This window comes from Hymenobacter sp. H14-R3 (assembly GCF_030063445.1).
Classification (GTDB): Bacteria; Bacteroidota; Bacteroidia; order Cytophagales; family Hymenobacteraceae; genus Hymenobacter.
The window spans coordinates 1-1,230 of record NZ_JASITD010000072.1 but is presented as its reverse complement, the minus strand read 5'-3'; the positions used below and the strand labels follow the sequence as shown (position 1 = coordinate 1,230).

2 protein-coding genes are annotated in these 1,230 nt (G+C 66.7%); both read left to right on the top strand.

The features are described from left to right. Window positions 1-57 precede the first annotated feature (57 nt). The gene (locus QMK33_RS23335) at window positions 58-528 is read left to right on the top strand and encodes a helix-turn-helix domain-containing protein (RefSeq protein ID WP_283567036.1); all 471 of its coding nucleotides are present in this window, start codon (window positions 58-60) and stop codon (window positions 526-528) included. After that, on the top strand, window positions 525-1,223 hold the full coding sequence (locus QMK33_RS23330; protein ID WP_283567035.1) for an IS630 family transposase: 699 nt from the start codon (window positions 525-527) through the stop codon (window positions 1,221-1,223). The genes QMK33_RS23335 and QMK33_RS23330 overlap by 4 nt, the downstream gene beginning before the upstream one ends. Window positions 1,224-1,230 lie beyond the last annotated feature (7 nt).

Sequence of the window (1,230 nt, the reverse complement as noted above, 5' to 3'; positions counted from 1 at the left end):
CTAGTGCTGCGTCAAGCGGATTAGGCAACAAAACAACGAGCTTAGAGTTGGGGATACATGTCTCGACCCATCACTCCCTTTACCCTACCAGCGGCTGACCAGGCCGCCCTCGAAAAGTTTACGCGTACCGGTCGTCGACCCGTGCGGGCGGTGCGTCGCGCGCAGGCCCTGCTGGCCCTGGCCACGGGTATCGGCCAGCAAGCAGCCGGTGCGGCCGTGGGCCTCGGCCGGCAAGCCGTCAGTAAGGTGCGCCGCCGCTACGAAGAAGCCGGCTGGCAAGCCGCCTTAGCCGAGGCCCCGCGTAGCGGCGGCCCGCTGCAAGTAGACGGCTCCCAGCGCGCGGCGCTCACGGCGCTGGCCTGCACGCCGGCCCCGGTGGGCCACAGCCGCTGGACCCTGCGCCTGCTGGCCGATAAGGCGGTGGAGCTAGCGCTGGTCGAGGCTATTTCGCACGAAACGGTGCGCCAGGTGCTCAAAAAAACGAACTGCACCCCCACCGCCAGCAGCACTGGTGTCTGGGGGCGGTGAACGCGGCGTTTGTGGCCCGGATGGAGGACGTATTGGCCGTGTACGCGCGGCCTTACCACCCGCTTTTTCCCGTCGTCTGCTTCGATGAGCGCCCCTGCGTGCTGCACGGTCAGCCCGTCGAGCCCCTGCCGCCCGTGCCAGCCCAGCCGGCCATGGGCGAGCAACCGGCCAAAGCTGGGCGGCCCCGGCGCGAAAGCAGTACCTACGTGCGCCAGGGCACGGCCTGTCTGTTGGTGGCCTTCGAGCCGGGTCTCGGCCAGCGCCTGGTCGAGGTCTCGGCCCGCCGCACCGGGGCCGACTACTGCCGCTTTATGCAGACGCTGGCCGCTCACTACCCGCAGGCCGAGAAAATCGTGCTGGTGCAGGATAACCTCAACACCCACACTGATGCCGTCTTTTACCAGCACCTGCCCGCTGCCGAGGCCCGGGCGCTGGCCGCGCGCTTCGAGGTGCACTACACGCCCAAAAATGCCTCTTGGCTCAACATGGTCGAACTCGAACTCTCCGCCATCGCCCGCCAGTGCCTGCACCAGCGCATCCCCACTTTGGACGAACTCACGGCCCACGTCGCCGCGTGCGTAGCCGAGCGCAATGCCGCCCAGGCCACCGTCCACTGGCAGTTTACCCTCGAAAAAGCCCGCGTCAAACTCGACCGCCACTATCAGAAAATTAGGGTAGCTAATTCCCCTGACTGAGCACTAG